20 protein-coding genes, 1 tRNA gene and 1 pseudogene are annotated in these 21,929 nt (G+C 50.6%); 13 read left to right on the top strand and 9 right to left on the bottom strand.

Annotated elements, in window-relative coordinates; genetic code table 11:
- The first annotated feature begins 96 nt into the window (after positions 1-96).
- From HJG54_RS23595 to HJG54_RS23585, 3 genes are all read left to right on the top strand, one after another.
- Positions 97-1,095 (top strand): NAD(P)/FAD-dependent oxidoreductase, encoded by a 999-nt coding sequence (locus tag HJG54_RS23595; RefSeq protein WP_316431689.1) that lies wholly within the window; start codon positions 97-99, stop codon positions 1,093-1,095.
- Complete coding sequence (locus HJG54_RS23590; protein WP_316431688.1) at positions 1,092-1,652, top strand: Npun_F5560 family protein; 561 nt, start codon at positions 1,092-1,094, stop codon at positions 1,650-1,652. The genes HJG54_RS23595 and HJG54_RS23590 overlap by 4 nt, the downstream gene beginning before the upstream one ends.
- 188 nt (positions 1,653-1,840) lie before the next feature.
- Complete coding sequence (locus tag HJG54_RS23585; RefSeq protein ID WP_316431687.1) at positions 1,841-2,476, top strand: DedA family protein; 636 nt, start codon at positions 1,841-1,843, stop codon at positions 2,474-2,476.
- Between the two features lie 75 nt (positions 2,477-2,551).
- Here HJG54_RS23585 and HJG54_RS23580 read toward each other — a convergent pair whose 3' ends face one another.
- Entirely contained in the window at positions 2,552-3,103 is a 552-nt protein-coding gene (locus HJG54_RS23580) for a TetR/AcrR family transcriptional regulator (protein ID WP_316431686.1), read from the bottom strand.
- On the bottom strand, positions 3,100-3,474 hold the full coding sequence (locus HJG54_RS23575; protein WP_316431685.1) for a hypothetical protein: 375 nt from the start codon (positions 3,472-3,474) through the stop codon (positions 3,100-3,102). The genes HJG54_RS23580 and HJG54_RS23575 overlap by 4 nt, the downstream gene beginning before the upstream one ends.
- A gap of 197 nt (positions 3,475-3,671) precedes the next feature.
- Between HJG54_RS23575 and HJG54_RS23570 the strand changes: the two genes are divergently transcribed.
- Positions 3,672-4,466 carry a peroxiredoxin-like family protein gene (locus HJG54_RS23570; protein WP_316431684.1) on the top strand — a complete coding sequence of 265 codons (795 nt, stop codon included), beginning with the start codon at positions 3,672-3,674 and terminating at the stop codon, positions 4,464-4,466.
- A 128-nt stretch (positions 4,467-4,594) separates the two neighbouring features.
- Here the strand turns inward: HJG54_RS23570 and HJG54_RS23565 are convergent, their stop codons facing one another.
- Positions 4,595-5,158, bottom strand: a complete 564-nt coding sequence (locus HJG54_RS23565; protein ID WP_316431683.1) for an AraC family transcriptional regulator — start codon at positions 5,156-5,158, stop codon at positions 4,595-4,597.
- Between the two features lie 82 nt (positions 5,159-5,240).
- On the opposite strand from HJG54_RS23565, the gene HJG54_RS23560 reads away from it, so the two are divergent.
- Entirely contained in the window at positions 5,241-6,119 is an 879-nt protein-coding gene (locus tag HJG54_RS23560; RefSeq protein ID WP_316429998.1) for an IS982 family transposase, read from the top strand.
- Between the two features lie 60 nt (positions 6,120-6,179).
- Here the strand turns inward: HJG54_RS23560 and HJG54_RS23555 are convergent, their stop codons facing one another.
- Positions 6,180-6,413 (bottom strand): hypothetical protein, encoded by a 234-nt coding sequence (locus HJG54_RS23555; RefSeq protein ID WP_316431682.1) that lies wholly within the window; start codon positions 6,411-6,413, stop codon positions 6,180-6,182.
- A gap of 91 nt (positions 6,414-6,504) precedes the next feature.
- Positions 6,505-7,389 (bottom strand): zinc metalloprotease HtpX, encoded by an 885-nt coding sequence (locus tag HJG54_RS23550; RefSeq protein WP_316431681.1) that lies wholly within the window; start codon positions 7,387-7,389, stop codon positions 6,505-6,507.
- A gap of 363 nt (positions 7,390-7,752) precedes the next feature.
- On the opposite strand from HJG54_RS23550, the gene HJG54_RS23545 reads away from it, so the two are divergent.
- The 5 genes and pseudogenes from HJG54_RS23545 to HJG54_RS23525 all read left to right on the top strand — a co-directional run.
- Complete coding sequence (locus HJG54_RS23545; protein ID WP_316431680.1) at positions 7,753-8,748, top strand: helix-turn-helix transcriptional regulator; 996 nt, start codon at positions 7,753-7,755, stop codon at positions 8,746-8,748.
- A gap of 116 nt (positions 8,749-8,864) precedes the next feature.
- The gene (locus HJG54_RS23540; protein WP_316431679.1) at positions 8,865-11,399 is read left to right on the top strand and encodes a TonB-dependent siderophore receptor; all 2,535 of its coding nucleotides are present in this window, start codon (positions 8,865-8,867) and stop codon (positions 11,397-11,399) included.
- A gap of 86 nt (positions 11,400-11,485) precedes the next feature.
- Positions 11,486-12,457 carry an ABC transporter substrate-binding protein gene (locus tag HJG54_RS23535; protein ID WP_316431678.1) on the top strand — a complete coding sequence of 324 codons (972 nt, stop codon included), beginning with the start codon at positions 11,486-11,488 and terminating at the stop codon, positions 12,455-12,457.
- Between the two features lie 150 nt (positions 12,458-12,607).
- On the top strand, positions 12,608-12,943 hold the full coding sequence (locus tag HJG54_RS23530) for a Uma2 family endonuclease (RefSeq protein WP_316431677.1): 336 nt from the start codon (positions 12,608-12,610) through the stop codon (positions 12,941-12,943).
- Between the two features lie 32 nt (positions 12,944-12,975).
- Positions 12,976-13,245, top strand: a pseudogene (locus tag HJG54_RS23525) (Uma2 family endonuclease); the annotation flags it as partial.
- Here HJG54_RS23525 and HJG54_RS23520 read toward each other — a convergent pair.
- Both HJG54_RS23520 and HJG54_RS23515 read right to left on the bottom strand, forming a co-directional pair.
- Complete coding sequence (locus tag HJG54_RS23520; RefSeq protein WP_316431676.1) at positions 13,246-16,773, bottom strand: DHH family phosphoesterase; 3,528 nt, start codon at positions 16,771-16,773, stop codon at positions 13,246-13,248.
- Positions 16,774-16,837: 64 nt separating this feature from the next.
- Positions 16,838-17,323, bottom strand: a complete 486-nt coding sequence (locus HJG54_RS23515; protein WP_316431675.1) for a hypothetical protein — start codon at positions 17,321-17,323, stop codon at positions 16,838-16,840.
- A gap of 258 nt (positions 17,324-17,581) precedes the next feature.
- Between HJG54_RS23515 and HJG54_RS23510 the strand changes: the two genes are divergently transcribed.
- Complete coding sequence (locus HJG54_RS23510) at positions 17,582-18,130, top strand: DUF4168 domain-containing protein (RefSeq protein WP_316431674.1); 549 nt, start codon at positions 17,582-17,584, stop codon at positions 18,128-18,130.
- Between the two features lie 223 nt (positions 18,131-18,353).
- Positions 18,354-19,382, top strand: a complete 1,029-nt coding sequence (gene purM, locus HJG54_RS23505) for a phosphoribosylformylglycinamidine cyclo-ligase (protein ID WP_316431673.1) — start codon at positions 18,354-18,356, stop codon at positions 19,380-19,382.
- A 118-nt stretch (positions 19,383-19,500) separates the two neighbouring features.
- Here the strand turns inward: purM and HJG54_RS23500 are convergent.
- Positions 19,501-19,587 (bottom strand) — tRNA-Ser (locus HJG54_RS23500).
- A gap of 572 nt (positions 19,588-20,159) precedes the next feature.
- Here HJG54_RS23500 and cpdA point away from each other — a divergent pair.
- The gene (gene cpdA / locus HJG54_RS23495; protein WP_316435665.1) at positions 20,160-20,957 is read left to right on the top strand and encodes a 3',5'-cyclic-AMP phosphodiesterase; all 798 of its coding nucleotides are present in this window, start codon (positions 20,160-20,162) and stop codon (positions 20,955-20,957) included.
- Here cpdA and cofG read toward each other — a convergent pair.
- Entirely contained in the window at positions 20,914-21,903 is a 990-nt protein-coding gene (cofG, locus tag HJG54_RS23490; protein WP_316431672.1) for a 7,8-didemethyl-8-hydroxy-5-deazariboflavin synthase subunit CofG, read from the bottom strand. The two genes, cpdA and cofG, sit on opposite strands and share 44 nt — an antisense overlap.
- Positions 21,904-21,929 lie beyond the last annotated feature (26 nt).

Below are 21,929 nucleotides of genomic sequence, written 5' to 3'. Positions count from 1 at the left end.
AGATTTCAGCTTAAACTCAGGCAATTCCAGCCTAGATTCAGGTAACAGCCTCATAATGATAGAGACAGAGACCCTGAGTGATTCAACTTCCTGGCTATGAAACTTTCAAAACAAAACCTGGATCAACGCCTGGACCATGTCTATGACGTGATTATCGTAGGTGGAGGTGCCGGGGGACTGTCTGCCGCGATCTATCTTCAGCGCTATCGGCTCTCTTGCCTGGTGATTGAAAAAGGGCGAGGTCGGTCGTTCTGGATGCAGGATTTGCGCAATTACTTGGGATTGCCTCCCGATACGCCGGGACGAGATCTACTCAAGCAAGGGCAGAATCACATCCTGGAACTGGGAGCTGACTACCTGCGCGGCTTTGTGGAAGAAGTGCGCGACGAAGGAGAAACCTTTGCCGTCAAGGTGAAAGTGGGTCGGCAGGAGAGCCTCTATCCTGTATTTCGTTCCAAGTATGTGATCGCCGCCAGCGGCATTATCGACCGTCTGCCTCAGCTAGAAGACATGCAGAATGTCTATGACTATGCCGGGTACAACCTGCATGTTTGCCTGATCTGTGATGGCTACGAAATTGCAGACAAGCGCTGCGGTCTGTTCGTTGGCTCAGAGGGAGCGATCAACACCGCCTTTGTGCTCAACTGGTTTACGCCCTACATCACGGTTTTCACCAATGGTCAGGTAGAAGTAGGAGCTGAAATGCGGCAAAAGCTGCGCGAGCATGGCTATCCTCTCGTCGAAACGCCAATTAAGCAATTCTTAGGCCACGACCATGAAATGACCGGCGTACAGCTAACCGATGACTCCCAGGTGGACCTAGAGACCGGCTTAGTGGCGATGGGGTCGCATTACTATAACGAATATTTACAAGGGCTTGACTTGGAGTGGAAAGGTGGCAATCTGGTGACGGATAGCATGTGCCGTACCTCGCACCCGCGCCTTTTTGCCATTGGCGATCTAAAAGAAGGGTTGAATCAGGTGTCAATTGCGGTTGCAGATGGTACATTAGCTGCTACAGCAATTTGGCGAGACATTCGACGGGCCTCTGCCCCTCGCCGTTGGCAAGAAAACCTGATTGGAGCAGTACCGTGACAACCCCAACCGATCGTCCTTCTACCCTCCCCGAACTGCAAGCCGAAGTGGCCCACCTGCGCGAAGAGTTGAATATGCGCGACCAACTCGTTCAACAATTGTCGCAGGAGCTGTTTCGTCTCGTCAAAGGCAATGCCAGCAGTGCTCCCTCTGTGGAACTTTCAGAACGTCAGCAGGCCGAGCTGCGGATGTTGCGCGACCAGCTTCAAGGCGTGGAAGAGCAGGTAACGTTTTATCAAGATCAGATTGCCGAACGCGATCTGGAAATGCAGCAGATGCGGCAGTCGATGTTAGAGCTAACCGAACGGGCCAAGATGCTGGAACAGGTCGTGCAGGAACTACCCCGCGTCTATCACGAAAAGTTTGAGCAGCGGATGCAGACCGTGCGCGAAAAGGTGGCAATGATTCAGCGCGAAAATCGCCAGCTTCATGCCGAGTTGAAGAGTGTCAGCTATCGGTTAGCGGTGCGCAATCGGCAAAGCAATCAGCTTGATTTACCGAGCTTCCCGCGCTTGGGGGCTAGTTCGAATCCGATTCCAACGCTCGGTAATGCTTAGGTAGAACGGCTAATCGTTAGATGTCCGCTCGGTTTCACTCAAGCTACTAGTTGGAAAAATTAAAAGAATCAGGAAGGTTAGGAGAACGGTGCAGCCTACCCTAGAGAACTCTTTTGGCGCATTGACACACCTGCTCCAGTTGCGTCAAGATTATGAGTGATTGTCACAATTTGTAAAGGCTGTATTGCATGTCTCTTGAGCTGATATCCCTTGAACTAATCCAGGAGATTGCACATCAATACGGCTATTGGGCAGTGTTTGGCGGGATCTTGCTGGAGAATACAGGCATCCCCATTCCAGGTGAAACCATTACCCTGACCGCCGGTTTTTTGGCTGGTAGTGGCGAGCTAGATTACAAATGGGTGCTGGCTAGCGCCATGGCCGGAGCCGTGATTGGTGACAACTTTGGCTACTGGATTGGCTACTACGGCGGTTGGCCGCTGCTGACGCGGATTGGTCGGTTGTTTCGCTTCAAAGAAGAGCAATTGATCGATGTGCGCGATCGGTTTGCCGAGAATGCGCCCAAAGCGGTGATTCTAGGGCGGTTTGTGGCCTTGCTGCGTATCTTTGCTGGCCCTCTGGCCGGTACAGTCCGCATGCCCTACTTCAACTTTTTGCTCTGTAACCTCTTAGGGGCTGGCCTTTGGGCCTCAGCGACAGTGAGTGCCGCTTATTTTGCCGGTCAGCTCGTGCCATTAGAACAACTCGTGACCTGGGTGGCTCAGTCGGCCTTTGTGGTGCTGGCATTGCTGATCGGCTGGTTTGGCTTGACCTATTGGCTAGAACACCGCAATGTTGCGAAGCAGGTGGAGCCACTGGAATAGCTGCTGATTTCCATGGTTATAGGCTTTGCCGTAAATAAAGAACCGGTATTGCGTTCACTGCGCCGGGTTAACAGTCTATTTCTCTGAGGAAATCAGTTGAGTAACCCGATGAATAAGTCGTTCTATCCACTGCGATTCAGCCTCTGGAAATAGCTGCTGAAGCCCTACAAAAGCCGCATATTCAATCACGGCTAGTTCATAAGCCATTTCCTCTGTAGGTTGTCCAAGCTCACAAATTAATTTCGCTAGGTACTGGATTCTTTGCTCATCCACCTGCTTCAGCATGAACTGCACTCGTTCATCCACACCTGACCATCTGCGAATTGCCCGTTCGAGCCGACTGTCTACACTTGCCGCGAGGCGATCTAACTCCCGCCGGCGATCGCTGAGATCTTCAAGTTGCTCAACTCTTGCGATGATGCGGTTGGTGTACTCGAATTGCCAGTACGCAAGCAGAGCCGTTACAAACTCATCATGGCTTTTGAAGTGGTGATAGAAAGAGCCTTTGGTGCGCTCGGCAGTTTGACAAAGGCGATCAATAGTTAGCGCCTTCTCCCCCTCGGTGGCTAGAAGCTGCAAGCCGATCTCGAACCAAGCATCGCGAGTGAATCGTTCTCCTGTTTTCATGCGGAGGTCAACCCTAGCACTCCAAACAAAGCAATTGGCAGGAATAAGGCCCACTGGGGATAATCAAGCGGTTGCAATTGGCGCGTCACAATCAATCCAATGCTGAGGAGCGCACAGGCAGCAGCCATGCTGGTAAGCATCACTGTCAGTGGAACATCAGGTTGCACGAAAGCAACATAGGCATACGCACAGGTCATTGCGAACAGTAGAAGCGTCACAATATGCCAGCCATAATAGGCTGTGAGTTTCGGTATATCCTGAAGCTCTGAAACTTTGAGCAGTGGATTGACAATGTCATGTCCTCCCAAAAACAGGTGAGCCAAAAAAGTGATGAGGGACATAACAGCAGCGGCTAGAAGAAACCTATTCATTTATTTTCTCCTTGATTGTACTGGAATAAACCTAGCATACCATACGGTATTGTATGCCGTTCTAAAAACAGCAGTAATATCTGCTTGAGGCGCTAAAGGAGGTTGTGGGATCGCGCTATCGTGGCTTCGAGTGGCTTGATCGGGGTGGTATGAGTGGGAGAATATAGCGGTGGAATGACAAGACCTTCTGGAATGCAATGACGATATACACTCTGCTTAGTCAAACTCAACGCCAACGCATCAGTGATGGAGCCACTGTCCCAATTCTGAGCGGCTGTGAAACGGCTCCTCGCCAACTAATGCTGCTATGGTCCCAATTGGGCGACTTCGATAGTTTGGAATATGCCTGGTGGCTGCAACGAGAAGCTGAGCGGCTGTATAGGGCTGGAATAGCGGTTCGGGCGATTGGGATTGGCGACCGTGCTTCAGGAGAACAATTTTGCACCTACACCGGGTTTCCGGCAGATTGGCTGTTCGTTGATCCAACCGCAGCGCTGCATCAACAGCTCAACCTATACCCAGGCTTGTCCTTTCAACTTCCGATTCTCTCGAAGGGTCAAAATGCTTGGCTGAATTTGATGCTGATGTGCGCTGGCATTGGTAGCCCTGGCACTCTGCAAGAAGTGATTCGCGGCTATCGGGGCGATCGTCAAGCACCTCAGTTAATTGCCGATGAGGAAATCGTCCAAGCACCGCCGCTGCCTCCCTTGAAGGGTTCGTTTTTCCGCTGGGCTGGCGGCAGTGGGTTTCAGCGCCCATTTGAGTTAGCTACCCTACGGCTGCGGAATATGGCAGAAGTGCTGAGCCATTGGAAAACCTATGTGCCTGATCCGGCTTACTTGACTCAGCGAGGAGCCACCTTTCTGTTTGATGCAGAAGGGAATTTACTTTACGAACACCGCGATCAAGGCATCCTAGGCTTCGCGGCAGACAAAAGCAATCCGCTATCGTTTCTCTCCCAGCTTCAGGCAGACATAATCACAATGTCCTAGCCAGTTGCCACAGTTTGCAGCCGATATTCCCATCCGCACTACACCCCTCACTCCTCACCGCTCGGCTGAGCGCTCGCGTCGAAGCCCTCTACCCCTCACCCCTCACCCCCTACCCCTCACCCCCTCACTCAACTACACTGCAAGCGATACTCCCTCGGCGTAACTCCCGTCGCTTTGCGGAAATGAGCGGTAAAGTGACTTTGATTCGAGAAACCGACCCGGTAGGCTACTTCGGCAATCGCCAGTTTGGTCACGGTCAGCAATACTTTGGCTCGTTCAATCCGGCGTTGCGTCAGATAGCGATGCGGTGTTTCTCCAACAGCGGCTTTGAAGGCACGGGCAAAATGAAACTGACTCATCGGCACAAGGGTAGCCATCGTTTCCAGACCAATCTCGTCTGCTAAATGGTCTTCGATATAATCTTGAATCTGTTTCAGCTTCACAGCATCGAGCGAATTACCGGGAAGTAGCAGTTTCTTTGACCGGGGTTGCGATTCGCAGTAATGGCGCAACAGATGAACCGCCAGCAGATTTTTCAATGACTCGGCAAACAATGTTCCGGCCAGCCCCTGATTCAGCAGTTCCCCTTTGAGCAAGTGAGCAATCTGGGTAATAGTTGGATCTGGAAAAATCACTCGATGAGCCAGCTTGGTTTCTGTCCCTAGGTCATGCTCGATCGCAATTTGCTGCAAATATTTAACGTGAGTTCGGGATAAGGAAGGGTGGAACAGATACAGTTGAAAGTACCTAATTCTCAACGCATCTGACCACCCTATGCTTAGTTTAGAAGCCCTTTTTTGCCATGTCGATGATTTTTGCCGATGGTTTGAACCGCGCTGGCAGCAGCACTTATTGGGCGAAGGACTACAGCGTCGTTCCCGCTCCCGCAGCCGCAGCTTAAGCGAGATGATGACAATCTTGATTGCCTTCCATCAGTCGGCCTATCGCAACTTCAAGTGGTTTTATACCCAGTTCGTCTGTCGTTACTGGCGCAAAGCCTTTCCTCGATTAGTCAGTTACCAACGCTTCGTGGAGTGGATGCCATCGACCCTCATTCCCCTGTGCGCCTACTTGCGCCACTGCTTCGGACGCTGTACGGGCATCAGCTTTATGGATTCGACCAGTATCAAGGTTTGCCATAACCGCCGCATCGCCTCTCACAAGGTATTCAAGCCTCTAGCTGCTAGAGGCAAAACGTCGGTGGACTGGTTCTTCGGCTTTAAGCTGCATCTGGTGATGAACGAGCAAGGAGAGTTGCTCAACGCGATCCTCACCCCTGGCAATGTCGATGACCGTCAGCCAGTTCCCCAATTGCTGCAACAGCTTTTCGGCAAAGTGTTTGGCGACCGGGGCTATGTCTCCCAGAAACTCGCCCTGCAACTGTGGCACGATTGGGGAATTCAACTGATTACCAAGCTCAAACGGAATATGAAGAACCGCTTGATGCCATTGGCAGATAAGCTGCTCCTACGGCGACGAGCCATTATTGAATCGGTGATTGACCAGTTGAAGAACATTTCTCAGATTGAGCATTCTCGTCATCGTTCACCCGTCAACTGCTTGGTCAATCTGGTCTGTGGATTAATTGCCTACTGCCATCAGCCCAAGAAACCATCCCTCATCCCTGATACCTTTTTGCCTGAGCCTATTTAACCCGAACTCACGTTATTTAGGTTGCAGGTAAATCGTAATGTACTCGCTAGCCTTCTCCCGTTAATGCCAAACAAATTCCCGATCGCCATACAAAAATGCACTCCCGGCTGGAAGTGCTGTAGTCTGCATAGTTCCGTCCACTGACCAAGTAACGCGATCGTGAGGAAGAAAAGCCACACTAATTGCCTGCTTCGGCATGGCAAACTCGAAATCACCCACTTCTTCAAGCCAGCCATACTCAACTGCGATATCTTGCCACTCCTGCTTGAGGAAAACAGAAGGTTGATCTGCCATCTGTCGTCGGTTTAGAAATACTCCTCTAATAATATGGCAACAGGATGGCAGACCGAAGGGTATTCAAACTGCATTGAAGTTAAGCATTAGATTAAGCAACGGCAGTCGTGGTGGTCTGCTGCTGTTGAGCCAGTTCCATTAGCCGCTGAATCCGATCTTCAGTGCGAGGGTGAGTCAGAAACAGGGTTTGCAGTCCTTCCAGCGACATGGGGTTGATGATCAGCAGCGGTGAAAAGGCCGGATTGCCATTCATTGGAATCTGCCGTCCGACTTGCTCTAGCTTACGCAAGGCATTCACGAGAGCCAACGGATTGCCGGTAATCTCAGCTGAACCCTGATCGGCAGCATATTCGCGGGTACGGGAAATTGCAAGCTGAATCAAACCTGCCGACAGCGGTGCCAGAATGATCAGGAACAACAGCCCGAACGGATTGGGATTACGGCGATTATCGTAGGTAACGGGTCCGTACAATGCACCAAAGCTGAGAATCCGACCCAGAAAGGTAATTGCACCTGCTAGTGTACCTGCCACAGCCTGCGTCAAGGTGTCGCGGTTTTTCACATGGGTCAGTTCATGTGCCAGCACCCCTTCCAGTTCTTCGGAGGAGAGCAGCTCCATAATTCCTTCGGTCACTGCTACAGCAGCATGGTCTGGATCGCGGCCTGTTGCAAAGGCGTTGGGTGATTTAGTCGGCACAATGAACACCTTGGGCATCGGAATCTCGGCCCGTTGGCTGAGGCGAGCCACCATGTCATACAGGTCTGGCGCTTGTTCGCGGCTCAAGGGCTGGGCGCGATAGGCCATCAGGGCGGCTTGGTCCGAAAAATACCAGGAGCCAATCGACGTAAAGGCCGAAAAAACCAATCCCAGAATTAATCCCTGCTCGTTGCCAATCAGGTAATAGCTGACTAATACAATCAAGCCACTCAGTAACCCTAAGAGTGCGGTCGTTTTTAGTTGATTTACTCCAAACATAACTTGCTCCAACGGACTGTTGCCTGTAGTCCTACATCTGGTTTTGCGTTGATTGTTCAGAACCATAGCGAATTTTGCTGCCGTCTAGTCTCTACCAACTGGGTGAGCGGCGACTATGTCGATAGGGAGAAGTGATATCAAATCCGGTTGATCAGCCAGAGTTCGCGTAGAGGCGTTTCGCCGAATGGTAGTAGAATTCTTGAGAATCAGTTGCAACTGATCTACAGCCTTTTTCAGGCTAGTGAAGTACGAAAAACGGGGTGCAGGGGCAGTGCCCCTGCGTGGGGCGAAGCCCCCACACCCCCTGTACCTCACATGAGTGAAAAACGCTGTATATTTCTGATTAGCCTTTTATAGCCTGCTATGACGCTCATCGTTACCCAATCCGAGTGGGATGAATCGTGCTGCCAGACGCCTGTAACCTGCCCCGATCATCTGATCCTTGATGATTTTGAAGAACTGATGGGTGTGCCGCCAGAGGTAGGACAAGGCTATTGTCGAGGCATGGAATTGTTACCTGGAGTGTGGCTAAATTTTTGGCAGCGTCAATTTAATCGGGATTTAATCATCAAAGTACCTGCTCACAACCATCCAATTCAAATTTCAATCTTTTTATCTGGGTTTATTTACTTTGATGGCGTTCACCCTAACCTCGGTGGAATGCGCAGCTATTTCTCTGGTAGTGGCATCTCGCCTGCTTATATTGAAAAGTATCAAGGCGAAGAACACGCGCTGATCGTCAATATCGAGATTGAACCAGAACTGCTAGATACATTTTTTACAGGTGGGCAATATGGTGCTGACACCCTAGAGCAGCTAGTTAAGGGAGAGGACTGGAAAGTTGCATTCTATCCAACCGTAACGGCGAAGATACAAGCCATTGCTCAACAACTCTGGCATCCTCCCTATCACGGCACAGCAAAACGACTGTATCTTCAAGGCAAAGTGTTTGAACTGCTGGCCATCTATCTCAGTTTAATTGAAGCAGATCAACAGAAACCGTCAAACAGACCGTTCAAACTATCGACAATCGACCGTATTTACCATGCTAGAGATATTTTGTTAGCCAACTTGGAGCATCCTCCCTCAGTGATCGAGCTAGCCCAACAGGTTGGAGTCAGCGCCAGCACCCTTCAGCGCCAGTTTCGGCAGTTGTTTGGTCAAACCGTCGTGGGATATTTAACCGACCAGCGAATGAACTTAGCAGAACAGGTACTGCGGCAAGGCAATTGTACCGTTGTCGAGATTGCTACTTTGGTGGGGTATTCTAACCCAGCCCATTTCGCGGCAGCCTTTAAGCGCAAGTTTGGGATTACACCCAGCGAGTGCATTTTGGGCCGAATGACTGTTTCGCGGTGATCGATGCGTTTTTTAGGGTAGATATAGCCACAAACACTCTCCTACACTGACGTTCAGCTTGTAAGGAATCTTTCTCAAAAGAGATGGATTTGTTGGTGAATCGATGGGGAGTGGACATGAGCAATCGACGGTTGGCGGTATGGTTTGGGCAGAAATTCCCGTTTCAGGTGCGGTTTTGGCTACTGGTAAGTTTATCGACCTGTATTGCTAATGCTTGGGTTGGACCGGTTTGGGGGCAAGAGCATGGGGAAGACGCTACACTCCTCTCAGATCTTGATCAACCTGCCACAACGGTTGAAGACTGGATTGCCCAAATTTCAGCTTCATTGGGGCAAATAACTGATGTGCGAATTGAAGCGACAGAAGCTGGATTGCAGGTGCTGCTCGAAACGGCAGATGGGAGGCTGGAGGTGCCAGAAACTCGCGTAGTGGGGAATGCACTGATTGCCGATATCCCGAACGCAACCATCGCAGAAGCGTTTTCTCAAGCGGACCCAATTGCAGGAATTGCATTGATTAGCGTCACCAATCTGCCAGATAACCGAGTCCGGGTTGCGATTACCGGAACCGATGCCCCACCTGTGGCAGAAATTAGCAGCGAAGCTGAGGGATTAGCCTTCGCAGTCACTACAGGAACAGCAACGGCTGAAGAAGAAGAAGCAATTCAGGTGGTGGTGACCGGAGAGCAGGATACCGGATTTCGCGTGCCCAATGCCAGTGTCGGCACCCGAACCGATACGCCCCTACGCGATGTTCCTGCTTCTATTCAAGTCGTGCCACAACAGGTTCTTCAAGAGCAGCAAGTCACTCGTTTAAGTGAGGCACTCAGGAATGCGCCAGGGGTGGCAAGAGGAGGAACGACACCCCGGTTTACCTTCGTTGAAGATGCATTAATTCGCGGCTTTGATGCCAATTACGTAGTCGATGGATTGAACTCACTCACAGGTTTTGCTCCTATTTTTGAGGCTTCAACTATTGAAAGCGTTGAAGTACTGAGAGGTCCAGCCTCAGTGCTTTACGGTCAAGGGGCTACTGGAGGCATCGTCAACTTAGTAACCAAGCAGCCCCTGAGTGAACCTTTCTATTCTCTAGATCTTTCGGCAGGAAGCTTTAACTTCTATCGGGGTGCCGTCGATTTTTCGGGTCCATTGAATGATAGCCAGACTGTGTTGTATCGCTTTACTGGAGCTGCTCAAACCACCGAAAGCTTTTTTGACTTCTACGATGCTCAACGATACTCGCTCGCTCCGACATTAACCTGGCAAATCAGCGATCAGACCAGAATTACGTTCGAGGCTAACTATGCTCAAGCCACTCAACCCTTTGATTTAGGGCTGCCCGCCGTGGGAACTATACTGCCCAATCCAAATGGCAATATTCCACGCGATCGCTATGTGAGTGAACCCACGGATAATGGACAGTATGGAGCGTTGACGTTGAGTTATGATTTGCAGCATCGCTTTAGCGATAATTGGAAAATTCGCAATGCCTTTCGATTTGTAGACTTGGATATTTCTAGAGAAGCTGTATTTAGTCTGGATTTAGACCCTGACGGTCGGACGCTCAACCGCCGCTTTCAAGCTCCACACTTTGAAGAAACAGTTTACAATCTAGACACTTATGTCGTAGGACAATTTGATACAGGTCCAATTGAACATGAGATTGTCGCAGGTGTAAATTTATTCAGACGAGAATCAGGATTGTCAGGGTTCAACCGCAACGCAGCACCACTCGACTTATTTGATCCAGATTACGGCCAGCCGCTGGGAGAAGTGATTGCCCGTTATGACAATTTAACCACAACGGATTTTCTAGGAATTTATATTCAAGATCAAATTACTCTGCTTGAGAACCTGAAGCTTCTGTTAGGAGGGCGTTTTGATATTGTCGCTCAGGAGTCAGAAGATTTTCTTGAATCGACTAGCTCCTTTCAACAGGATGAAGCCTTTAGCCCACGTGTTGGGATTGTCTATCAACCGATTCCAGCAATTTCACTCTATGCGAGCTACAGTCGTTCTTTTCTGCCGGTTGTTGGTCGAACGGCTGACGGTAGTTTATTTCGACCAGAACGAGGAACTCAGTATGAAATCGGCGTAAAAGCAGACTTGAACAATCAGCTTGCGGCAACCTTAGCGCTTTATGATTTGACTCGCAGCAATGTTGAAACGTCGGATTTAGAAAATCCAGATTTTTCTATTCAAACAGGTGAACAACGCAGTCAAGGAATTGAATTCAATCTTGCTGGCGAAATTCTGCCTGGATGGAATGTTATAGGCGGCTATGCTTATACCGATGCTCGTATCACCGAAGACAATACCTTTGATGTTGGTAATCGCATCAGTAATGTGCCTCAACATGCATTCAATCTATGGACAAGTTATCAACTGCAAGAGGGTGATTTTCGAGGCTTAGGCGTTGGTTTAGGACTTTTTTTTGTTGGCGATCGCCCAGGAGATTTAGACAATTCATTTGAAATTCCTAGTTATTTACGAACAGATGCTGCTATTTTTTATGAACGAGATAGATTTCGTGCTGCACTAAACTTTCGCAATATTTTTGACGTAGCCTATTTTGAATCGGCTGGAAACAGGAATCGTGTAATTCTGGGCGAACCCTTTACCGTACAGGGAACTATCTCTTGGCAGTTTTAATGAGTTGAGGCAAGTTTAAGGTAGATGTAGCGGGGATAAAAAGCGCTCTATCCTCTTCTCAATTATCTTGCTTGAGCAGGAGTAAAATGTCTTTACGCCGATTTGTTTATTTACTGTTTTTAGGTGTATTAGTTTGCTTAGCCATTTGGGCTTGTGGCAGAAATCTTGATCAAGTCATTACAGGCTCAAAGCCACTATTAGAAGAATGTCGGGTTATACATCATGCAATGGGAGAAACCTGCGTTCCCCATCATCCCCAGCGGCTTGTAGCGTTAAATGTAGCGACACTGGGAAATGCGATTGCGCTCGGTATTCAACCCATCGGAACTGTTCTTGAATACAATCATCAATTCCCTGCTTATCTAAGGGACAAGACTGTTGACATTCCATCCTTAGGAACTGCACAACCAAGCCTAGAACGCATCATGCTACTTCAACCCGACCTCATCATGGGTTGGAAGCATAATCATGAAACAATCTACTCTCAATTAACAAATATTGCTTCTACCGTCTTATACGATTGGTTGAATGGCATCACTGAGCAGAATAACTGGAAACAGTATTTCAACTTTATGGCTGAGGTGTTGAACAGGCAGGAAATTGGACAACAGGTTTGGCAACACTATAACCAACGCATTGATCAACTCAAGCGGAACTTGGGCGATCGCTATCAGAATAAAACAATTTCTTTTGTCAACTTCTGCTGTGGAGGAATGAGTAGCGAAACAGAAAATTCATTCATTGGTTCTATTCTAAGCGATGCAGGACTTCAGCGCCCGCCTTCGCAACGATACAATTCAGCCGGAGTGATCAGCTTTTCTGAAGAAAACTTAGACATGGCTGATGGGGACGTGATGTTTGTCGTTGCTTATGATGGAGAGGATACAGGTAAGCGTGACCTAAACATACTTCAGCAGAAGCCACTTTGGCAGAACCTAAAAGCAGTTCAACAGAATCGAGTCTATTATGTCGATCCAACAATTTGGAGAGGGCGAACTCCCCTCGCTGCTGATGCTGTGATTGATGACCTCTACAAGTATCTGGTCAACACGCCTTGAGGAACCGAACTGCCCGGTGGTTTTTAGATCTCCTGCTTGAGAAATTGGCGAAGGTACTTATTAAGGTAACGAATTGTACTCGTGTTAGTTTGGAGGGACATGCCAGTCACGTCAGCAACAGAGTTCTTTTGCCTGCGAGGAGGTAGAGAGATGGTTCAGTCAAGACCGAGATTTGCAAGCTTTGAGGATTATCTGGTCTATGAAGGGCTGGAGGGGCGCTATGAATTGATTGATGGAGAGTTAATCGAATTGCCACCAGAGTCGGAATGGAAGTTGTCTATTGCTAACTATTTGTACTTTCTTTTAGTGGCTCAGAACTTTCCTGCTAGGCTAGTACACCCTGGTAAATGCGAGATTCAGGTGCCTGTTCTGCAACTCAGAGATCCGGCTAACCGCTTTCCCGATCTAGTCATTCTGAGAGAAGAGCATCTTCCCCTAACTCAACGCCGACTGACCATCACTCTCGACATGCCACCCCCCAGTTAGTTGCCGAAGTTGTTAGTCCCGGTCAGGCAAACCATGAACGCGACTATCACCGCAAACGCGATCAGTATGCCATGCGCGACATTCCAGAATATTGGATCATCAATCCAGAAGAGCAGACTGTTATGGTTTTACAACTCAAGCACAATCATTATGTAGAGGTAGGACTTTTTCAAGGCAGTACCCAGATTGTCTCACCTACATTCCCCAACTTGGTGCTGACTGCAGACCAAATTTTTAGAATTGCTCAAAGAGCTTTTAACTATTACCAGAGAGGGATCCAACCTAATCAGCATTCCGCTTAGTCACGAACTATAGATTTGATCCAAAATGCCGAGTTGAGTTGCATTGCCCAGAATCAGAGTTTCCAATAGTTCTAACTGCCATTCGTAAAGCAGATTTTCGGCATCGGCAGCAATGGTGAGCAGGCGGTCGATTTGGGCTATGGCAGAGGCAGCATTGGAGGACTGGAGCCAAATTGCTAGGGGATGCTCCCATTGAGATAGAAAAATCTGAATTGTGTCACGGTCAGCGGGTTCGACAGAATTGGCAGTAACCGAGGTATAGAGATTGTCTGCGGTTAGACGAGTGCGACCAGTCAGGGCATCTTCCTGAAAAGTTTGCCATTCAGCCGCCAACAGCGGGGGCAACATGCCGACGGTGTATTTTTTGCGGGCACGCAACGTGACGCCACCGATTTCGCAAGGTTCATCATGCTCCAACAGAAATTGATGCAGCGTTTTGAAGCAGGGCTGCACCACTTCGCGTTCAATCACAGAACAGAGCCGCAAACCGACATCCGAGTAATCGATAGGGTTCTCGCCATCAGCAATATCTTCTGCGATAGATTCGGTTTGCAACGCGGCCAGCTTTTTGTAGGCAGCGGTCAGATCTTTTTGGCTGCGGGAATCCAGTCGGTTCCAGACCTCGCCTAGCTTCAGTTTGGCTCTTTGTTTTGGGTCGGCGGGTAGCTCGGTGGGCGGCGCTGGTAGGGGAGCTAGCGAAGTGGCTGACAGGTCAGCAAAAATAGCCTGTAGCGGATCGGTTGAGTTGGTTTCTATACCAGCTTCTAGCGCATCAACAGTGACTTCAGCTTCGGTTTCTGCACATTGTTCTACTGCTGTTTCTAGTTGAGTTGCTTGTTCTATAGACTTTGTTTCGACTGGTTTCTTTATACATTCGTTCTGATTTTCATCTTTATTCGTATGGCAATTCTCGCCTTGTTCTGTATCCTGAATTATACTTTGAGCAGTATTCAATTCCTGTTGCAATTGATTCAGCCGCTGCATGAGTTGAGCAATCTGCTGTTCTTTGGTCGCCAATTGCTCAGCCTGTTCCTGAATCAACTGGTTCTTTTCGGCCAGTTCTAGCGCCATGAGGGCCGAACGCACCAAATTGAAATAATAGGGTTGGGAAACATCAATCGCTTCGGCAATCTTACCTTCATATCCCCAAAATCCACGTCGCTGTTCAGGCTGAATGATCAGCAGTTGGCCTTCTAAATTCTGGATTCGCAGTTCCCTAGCCGTACCATTTTGATAAACGCCGCCGGTATATTTGCATTTATCGTAGTAGAACTCGATCTGATGCAGCGAGGATTGGCCCGCACGAAAAAAAGACGCTACTTCAAAACAGGCGAGTTCATCTGCAATCGTTTCTGCGAGTCCGCTGGCAGAATTGAGAGAGTGACGCAACCCTTGTGGTGTAGATGATACAGAGCTTGATACCGAAGCCACAGACGGAGAAGATACAGACGGAGAAGACATAGGCAATCCAGCAGACAAACCAGGCCAAGGCTGGATCGGGGCATGGGAAATGGGTGTCTGGAAGGTTTGGGGTTGAGAACGCGAAAGGGATGGCCGAGAAACCGACTGAAAAATTTGGGCCTGAAGTTGGCTAGGGGAAGATGGGGACTGGGGGATTTGCAATTGGGCAACTGGGGACGCAGTAGGACGTTCGTTGGGTTGGAACTGCTGTCTTGCTATCGGTTGTTCAGCGGTTCCAGAATTTGCCGTCGGACGGATGCCGATTAGCTCTAGTTCTACAGACCGCACACCATTCCATTCATTCAGCCGTAGGCGATAGGCCACATCCACCCGATCCGGTAATGGATAGTAACTGCCCCAGCGCCACGCCACGGCCCGCAAACTGATGCTGGGGTCTTCGATCTGGGCTAGGGTCAGCTTCAGGTGTGCCTGATCGCGGCCAACGGTGCGCTGCTCAACAATATGCACATTCGCGGTCCAGAAGACCGGATCGGCGTTTTCAATGCCGCAGGGATGCAGCACATCGAGCTGGTGATAGAGGTCTAGCGTCAAGTCGCGGAAATTCGCCTCAACATCGACATTTACCAAGGGTTTGAGCTGATCGGGGCGCAGGGATTGGTGGGCAAATTGTTCCAGTCGGGTGCGGAAGGCATCCAGATTTTCTGCCGCCAAGGTAAAGCCACCCGCCGCTTTGTGACCGCCAAATTTTTGTAAGACATCACCGCAGAAACAAAGCGCCTCAAACACATCAAACTCTGGAATACCTCGTGCCGAACCGCGAATCTTGCGGGCGGATGGTCCCTGAACTCTCTGATTCGCTGCTAGGGGTTCTGGGCTTTTCTCTGCTTCTACTTCCCCCACTTCCCCGCTGATTTCTGCCTCCTCTTCGTAAGTGCCAATAAACACAGGCACACCATAGCGCTCGACTAACCGGGAGGCGACAATGCCAATCACGCCGTGATGCCAATCGGGTTGCACAATCACCAGAACGCGGGATTGCTGCGGATTAAAGCCAGTTTCTTCACACCAGGCAATCGCCTCTTGCTCGATCAGCTCACACAGCCGCTGCCGTAACTGGTTCACCTGCTCGCATTTCATCGCCAGTTCCAAAGCGCGGCCATCCTCGTCGGTGGTGAGTAGCTCAATCACGATCTGCGGGTCCGAGATGCGGCCAATCGCGTTAATGCGGGGACCGAGACGAAATCCAATCGCTTCCGGCTTCAGGATGGTTTCGTTGCTCAACCCAGCCACCTGAATCAGAGCCTGCACGCCGGCAATTCGCGATTTGGGCAAGAGTTTTAGCCCTCGTTTCACCCAACGGCGGTTTACTCCCGTCAACGGAGCCAAATCAGCAATCGTGCCCAAGGTGAATAGCTCGATCAACGGCGTTGTCAAATCCTGCGTTTTTTGCAGACTCTGGGCCAAGCAGACCGCCAGAATGTAGGCCACCCCAACTCCAGCGATGCCCCGATAGGGTGAGGTTTCTCGAATCAGTTTGGGGTTCAAGATGGCGTTGGCAGGCGGCAGCGTGGGAGGGATATCGTGGTGGTCGGTGACAATAATTGCCATGCCTAACTCTCTGGCGCGGGCAATTGGGTCATAGGCGGCAATGCCGTTATCCACCGTCAGGATCAGTCCGACTCCTTCATCGTGAAATTCTTCAACAATGCGGCGATTAATCCCGTAGCCTTCCTGCATCCGGCTAGGAATTGCATAGTCCACAATCGCACCGAGAAACCGCAGTGCCCGCAGCAGCAGGGCTGTACTGGTCATGCCGTCTGCATCATAGTCGCCGCAAATCGCAATGAACTGACGTTCGGCAATCGCTCGCAGCAGCAGTTCCAGAGCAATCGGCAAATCCTCGAACTCATCCAGTGGGGAAGGCAACAACTGCAATTCTGGATCCAAAAATATCTTGGTCGCTTCTGGTGTATCGATGCCCCGGTTTAGCAGGATCTGTGCTAGCAGGGGATGAAGCTGGAAGAGTTGCGATAGCTGATGGGTTTGCTCCGGTTGGGGACGAGCAATCTGCCAGCGTTGGTCAGGGAAGCGGGGAAGGGCGGGCACGGGAGGGTGGGGAGTGGGGAGTGGGGAGTAGGGGGTGGGGAGTGGGGGGAGATGGGGAAGGGGATTAGAAGATGCGGACTTTACCGTCGTTTTCGATGTAGACGGACCGATCGCCGGGCGGACGACCGCCGGGAAGAATTTCGACGCGCAGGGTGTTGATTTCGGGGCGAAATAGGACAGCGCGGAGCGGCAGATGAGTTTCGTCCCAGATGATTAGGGAAGCGTTGGGGCGGGTGCCAAAGTTGGGATCGACTTCGACTTCTTGGCTGGGTAATAGGGCGATGGGATTGGTGCCATAGACTTGCTCGACCTGCACCAGACTAGAGGTGCGATTCACAATCAAAATCCGGATGCGCTCGCCGGGGGTGAACTGAATTTGTCGTGAACTGCAATTGATGGTGCACCGCTGCGCTAGAGTCGCTGGAGCCATTGTTACTAGGAGCGCAACTGCGGGGACTGCTACACCCAAGCCAAACAGGCAGGTCGTAGCAGTGAGGCGGTTGGCGAGGTTCTGAAATGGAAGCAGGCGCTTAGGCAGAAATAGTCTCATGCTTGCTTGATTTTTCACCAATACCAATGAATTCGAGATATGGCTGAGGATGCCCATTTGGCTGAATAAAGCTTACTAAGAGATTATCTTTCTTTGGGCAATTGAGAATTCCTTCCTTTCGATTTGTTTCATTAGGGGGCTAATTCAGTAGACTATATCAATGGTTTTGAACCAGACGCTTCGCTGAAAAAATTCTTGATTAAGAAATTTTTGATTGAGAAATTTGGCGAGGCAGTTGTCACGATGGAGAAACCTTCCATGTTTAAGCAAATTCTCGTCGGCAGTTCACTTTGTGCAGGTTTGTGGATGGTGGCTTCCCCAGCGCAGGCCCAATCTTCAGCCCCCGCTAGTCCGGCTCCCTCGGATTCAGCTCCGGCAGAGCCAGCACCCGATTCAGCCCCGGCAGCCCCAGCCAATCGAGAAGTGAGTGAATCTGAGGTGGAAAAGTTTGCTAGCACCATCAAGCAATTGCGCACTATCCAGGAAGATGCGGAGCGACAAGCGAGCGAAATTTTTGAGGCCGAACAGTTGAGTGGCGAACGGTTCAGTCAAATTTTGCAAAGTCAGCGCAACCCGCAGACTCAGCCCACTCCAGAAGTATCCGAGGAGGAGCAGCAGCAGTTTGAGCGCGTTTCTACCCAGCTCGAGGAATTGCGCCAAAGCACACGACAACGGTTTGACCAGGTGTTCCAGGCTGAGCAGCTCCCGCGCGAACGGTTTGCCCAAATTCTGACCCTGGCCCAACAGGACGCTAGCCTGCGGGAACGGATTCAGCAAGAGCTGAACGGCAGTGAGCAGCAACAGTAGGACTGGGCGGGCCTGAATAGTTAAGACTAGAAAATTAATCGCCCTACTCCGCCCGCTGCCGTGGTCCAATACCCAGTACAATACGTCCTGTTTAGCCGCGATGCTCAATCAGCATCAGGCTTAATTGAAGGCTCGTTGGCAGTTTACAGACAGCTGACAAACAGGTACAGAACAGGTACAGAACAGGTTACAGATTCGGCAAAACCGGCAAAAAGGACGTGTCATGGACTATCGGCAAGCGGGGGTAGATGTAGAAGCGGGGCGGGCTTTCGTTCAGCAAATTCGCAGTTTGGTAGAAAGCACTTACCGTCCAGAGGTACTGGGCAAGCTGGGCGGGTTCAGTGGCTTTGTCGAGCTGCCTACGGGTTACCGAGAGCCTGTCCTTGTTTCGGGTACAGATGGCGTTGGTACTAAACTGAAGCTGGCGCAACAGGCCAATCGGCACGATACGGTCGGAATTGATCTGGTGGCGATGTGCGTCAACGATGTGCTGACCTGTGGAGCGGAGCCGCTGTTTTTCTTAGATTATTTAGCTACCGGCAAACTAGCGCCAGAGCAATTGACGCAGGTCGTGGCCGGAATTTCGAGCGGCTGTCGTCTAGCAGGCTGTGCCTTAGTCGGGGGCGAAACGGCAGAAATGCCTGGATTTTATCAACCTGGTGAATATGACCTGGCGGGCTTTTGTGTCGGGATTGTGGAAAAAAGCCAAATTTTGGACGGTTCAGCGGTACAGATAGGGGATGTAGCGGTCGGGTTGGCGAGTGCGGGGCTGCACAGCAATGGCTACAGCCTGGTGCGCAAAATTATTGAACTCACTGGGCATCAGTTGATGGATCGGCCCAATGAATTGGGTGGCAGAACTCTGGCTGAGGAACTGCTGATGCCGACGCAGATTTATGTCAAGCCGGTCCTGTCAGCACTTCGGGCGGGATTGAAAATTCACGGGATGGCCCATATCACGGGTGGTGGCCTACCAGAGAATCTGCCGCGCTGTTTGACAGCAGATCAGTCGATTCGGATTGAGGTGGGTCGTTGGGAAATACCGCCGGTCTTTGAGTGGCTGGCGTCTCGCGGTGCAGTTGCGCCGTTAGAAATGTTTAATACCTTCAACATGGGCATTGGCTATGTGCTGTTGGTGCCGTCGAATCAGGTTGAATCCACCATTCAGTGGTTCACCGCTCAAGAACTGCCGGCCTATGTCATCGGTGAAGTGATTGCCGGCGCGGGTGAACTGGTGTTTAGCGGATTGTAGCTTGCTAATCTGTTGATTTGGTGCAGCGCTTGGTCTCTGGTGCCAATAATCCAGATTTGTGCTTTTTCGTCACAGAAAGTCAGGTTAGCTGATGCTTAAGTAAGTGCCTGGCGAAGAACGGAGAGAGAGGGATTCGAACCCTCGTTAGAGTTACCCCTAAACAGCATTTCCAGTGCTGCGCCTTCAACCACTCGGCCATCTCTCCAGGGGATTTGAGCTATGGCTTATTTTGCCACAGGTCTGCCATCATAGCAAAAAAAGCAGCGTTCGCAAAGAGGTAACTGCGACTCGATGATCTACCCAAAGATGCGAGCCATTGCCTTCACCAGCTTAACGTTATGTAATCTTAGATTACGATTACATAATTCAAGACCACGCAATAATTCACACAACTAACCTGGCGAAACGCACATCAATAATGTGATTTTGATCACATTAAAGCTTGAGTTGGATTCCTGTTGCTGGATCAGGAAACAAGTATGGTGTAAAAGCGGTCGCATGTAACGGGAATTGAAGAGCGACTGCTCCCAACCAGGGGTGATTCTACATCCAACCAGCCCTCAGTTCTTCCCTGCCCTTTGGGCAACGGATCTCGCTAGACCGCCGACCGTCGTACATCCAACGGAGTTAAGCCCAGACTGAATGAAGTATGAATGCAGCAACTTGAGCCGAATCCCTGAATTTTGGTTCCTAGATTCTGGACTGAGGTGGCAGTTGCCAGTGCCGTGAATCAGCGCATCTTCAAAAAATCTTCATGTTTAGTATTCACCGGTGAATATGCCTCTTTTATCTCCCCTTCAGGTCGTTCAACTTTCCGATACTCATCTGTTTGCCGACCCCAATCGAGAACTGTTGGGCCTATCAACAGCAGATTCGCTCAAAACCGTATTGGATTCAGTTCGCCAAATCCAGCCCAAGCCCGATCTGCTGCTGCTGACTGGCGACCTGTCTCAAGACGAATCTGCCAAATCCTATGAACGCCTACGTGATTTATTAGAGCCACTTCAGATTCCGGCCTACTGGCTACCAGGAAACCATGACTACCCACCGCTGATGGCGCAAATCTTGATCGCACCGTTTATTGCCACCGACAAGGTGTTTCAGAGCGGCGGTTGGAACTTTATTCTGCTCAACTCGATGGCCGCAGGCAAGGTCTACGGTGAGCTGTCAGCCGCTTCTCTCGACTGGTTAGAGCAGCAACTGCAGCAATGCCCTGTCCAGCCCACGCTAATTGCCTTGCATCACCCGCCCTGCCCGGTTGGATCTAACTGGATGGATCAAATTGGCCTCCGCCATCCAGAAGCGCTGTTCGCCGTGCTTGATCGCTATGAGCAGGTTAAGTTAGTGCTCTTTGGCCATGTCCATCAGGAGTTTACCGCTACGCGGGCGGGTGTACAGTATTTGGGTTGCCCTTCAACCTGCGTGCAATTCAAGCCCCAACAAACAAATTTCGCCATCGACGATCAGCGGCCCGGTTTTCGCCTGCTGTCGCTCTATCCAGGCGGCGAATTCACAACGACAGTCAAGCGCGTTAACTATCAACCCCTGCCCGATCTGGCGGCGACGGGATACTGAGCAACTGGTGTCGCCACTGGGTTACAGCCGCTTGTAATTCTGGTGTCAGCCAGGTGTCGTATTGGGGATAGACGGGCAACCGTGGTCGAAGGTGCCAGTCGTGCTGGAGCAGGATTTGATTCAGCACCGCGTCGGTGGGGTGGGGATAGTCGGGATTCACCTCATCTCTGGGACCAATGCCGCCCAAATCCCTTGCGCCTGCGGCCAAACAAGCCAAAATCTGCTCAGCCGTCATTAGGTTAGGGGGAATTTGCAGTGTGATTGTAGCAGGCAAAATTTGCCGAGCTAGTCTCACTGTTTCAATGAGTTGCTCGCCGTCAAATAGCTCACCCTGCCAGCATTGCTGACTGCCGGGGCTGTGGGGCTGCAAAATCACTTCCTGAATGTGGCCCCAGCGTTGGTGAATTGCAGCAATTGTCTGGAGGGTTTCAATCCGGTCTACTGCCGTTTCGCCAATGCCAAGCAGTAACCCAGTAGTAAAGGGAATCCCCAACTCACCGGCCCACTCTAGCTGTTGCTGCCTCAGAGCAGGCACTTTGCTAGGCGCGTGGCGGTGTACTGTCTGCAGCAGTGCCGGCGTCATTTGCTCTAGCATCAGCCCCATCGATACATTCACTAGCCGTAGTTGCGCCATTTCGGCACGGGTGAGAATGCCAGCGTTGGTATGGGGCAAACAGCCCAGCTCTAATGCCAGAGCGCACAGGTGATAAATTCGCTGAAACCAAGCGGCCCGACGCGGATGCTGCGGATGCACCTCACCGCTCAGCATCAAAATTTCGATCACGCCCTGCTGCCGGACTTGCCGCAAAATGCTTTCTGCCTGTTCTAGCGTCATCCAGGTGTCCTGGCCTGGTTCCACGCGAAAGTTGCAGTAGGTGCAGCGATTGAAGCACTCGTAGGTAGGAACGATCGTATAGGCAGGGCTGTAGGTGACAATCCGGTCCATGCATCTGCCCTTATAGAAGAGGTCTA

The organism is Leptolyngbya sp. NK1-12, assembly GCF_032598965.1.
GTDB lineage: Bacteria > Cyanobacteriota > Cyanobacteriia > Elainellales > Elainellaceae > Elainella.
The sequence above is the reverse complement of the archived record's forward strand: the minus strand, read 5'-3'. Positions and strand labels throughout refer to the sequence as shown.

What these genes read in the sequence shown, in the direction of transcription:
- HJG54_RS23560 (WP_316429998.1), top strand. Translation starts at nt 5,241, where the DNA reads ATGCTTAGTTTAGAAGCCCTTTTTTGCCATGTCGATGATTTTTGCCGA.
- HJG54_RS23515 (WP_316431675.1), bottom strand. Translation starts at nt 17,323, where the DNA reads ATGAGACTATTTCTGCCTAAGCGCCTGCTTCCATTTCAGAACCTCGCC.
- HJG54_RS23570 (WP_316431684.1), top strand. Translation starts at nt 3,672, where the DNA reads ATGACGATATACACTCTGCTTAGTCAAACTCAACGCCAACGCATCAGT.
- cofG (WP_316431672.1), bottom strand. Translation starts at nt 21,903, where the DNA reads ATGGACCGGATTGTCACCTACAGCCCTGCCTATACGATCGTTCCTACC.
- HJG54_RS23550 (WP_316431681.1), bottom strand. Translation starts at nt 7,389, where the DNA reads ATGTTTGGAGTAAATCAACTAAAAACGACCGCACTCTTAGGGTTACTG.
- HJG54_RS23545 (WP_316431680.1), top strand. Translation starts at nt 7,753, where the DNA reads ATGACGCTCATCGTTACCCAATCCGAGTGGGATGAATCGTGCTGCCAG.
- HJG54_RS23540 (WP_316431679.1), top strand. Translation starts at nt 8,865, where the DNA reads ATGAGCAATCGACGGTTGGCGGTATGGTTTGGGCAGAAATTCCCGTTT.
- HJG54_RS23535 (WP_316431678.1), top strand. Translation starts at nt 11,486, where the DNA reads ATGTCTTTACGCCGATTTGTTTATTTACTGTTTTTAGGTGTATTAGTT.
- HJG54_RS23585 (WP_316431687.1), top strand. Translation starts at nt 1,841, where the DNA reads ATGTCTCTTGAGCTGATATCCCTTGAACTAATCCAGGAGATTGCACAT.
- HJG54_RS23580 (WP_316431686.1), bottom strand. Translation starts at nt 3,103, where the DNA reads ATGAAAACAGGAGAACGATTCACTCGCGATGCTTGGTTCGAGATCGGC.
- HJG54_RS23530 (WP_316431677.1), top strand. Translation starts at nt 12,608, where the DNA reads ATGGTTCAGTCAAGACCGAGATTTGCAAGCTTTGAGGATTATCTGGTC.
- HJG54_RS23555 (WP_316431682.1), bottom strand. Translation starts at nt 6,413, where the DNA reads ATGGCAGATCAACCTTCTGTTTTCCTCAAGCAGGAGTGGCAAGATATC.
- purM (WP_316431673.1), top strand. Translation starts at nt 18,354, where the DNA reads ATGGACTATCGGCAAGCGGGGGTAGATGTAGAAGCGGGGCGGGCTTTC.
- cpdA (WP_316435665.1), top strand. Translation starts at nt 20,160, where the DNA reads ATGCCTCTTTTATCTCCCCTTCAGGTCGTTCAACTTTCCGATACTCAT.
- HJG54_RS23510 (WP_316431674.1), top strand. Translation starts at nt 17,582, where the DNA reads ATGTTTAAGCAAATTCTCGTCGGCAGTTCACTTTGTGCAGGTTTGTGG.
- HJG54_RS23575 (WP_316431685.1), bottom strand. Translation starts at nt 3,474, where the DNA reads ATGAATAGGTTTCTTCTAGCCGCTGCTGTTATGTCCCTCATCACTTTT.
- HJG54_RS23595 (WP_316431689.1), top strand. Translation starts at nt 97, where the DNA reads ATGAAACTTTCAAAACAAAACCTGGATCAACGCCTGGACCATGTCTAT.